The 575-nt window shown below is 30.1% G+C and carries 1 pseudogene; it reads right to left on the reverse strand.

From position 1 onward, the window contains the following. Window positions 1–362: 362 nt before the first annotated feature. Window positions 363–575 (reverse strand): annotated as a pseudogene (locus tag B2S90_RS03485) (IS30 family transposase); the annotation flags it as partial.

Genomic DNA, 575 nt, shown 5'->3' on the forward strand with positions numbered 1-575 from the left:
TAAATAATAACGATATAAAAGAAAAAAGTCCACACTAAGCGGACTTAATTTCTTTTCTTCTAAAGTGAAAAGTTAAATTCCACTTTAAAACAGAATGTAAATAATATGGAATTTACTCGTTCAGAATAATGTTTTCATAAGAATATCGGATATTAAGTCTGATATTCTTTTGGTTTTAGAAATGGAAATTAGTCATACGTATATAAGAAGTGTGACTTTAATCACAGAAATCATTGTATTTTAAGGCACAATAAAGCTATGGAATTTCGTTCATTTTTTTCGGGTGTAAGACTAAATTCCACTTTAACTGCATGTGCTATTGTCAGTCTGCATCTCATGTTTCATACATTCTCCGAATGATTTTAGTTATCTTCTTTTAATAAATATGGTTTTAAAATTATTTCATCATTTTCTATTTTCTTGATTCCAAATTCTATGAATTTCTTATATAAATCTGGACTTAGGAACTCCATCATCTCAAGCGGTGACTTTCCTTTTAGGTTCTCCTTTGGCTGGGAATTAATGTGGGATACCATGAGGTTAGCCTTCTCCTGTGAATCAAAACCAAGATCCTT

The sequence above is a fragment of the Catenibacterium sp. UBA627 genome, assembly GCF_002299355.1.
Taxonomy (GTDB): domain Bacteria; phylum Bacillota_I; class Bacilli_A; order Erysipelotrichales; family Coprobacillaceae; genus Catenibacterium; species Catenibacterium mitsuoka.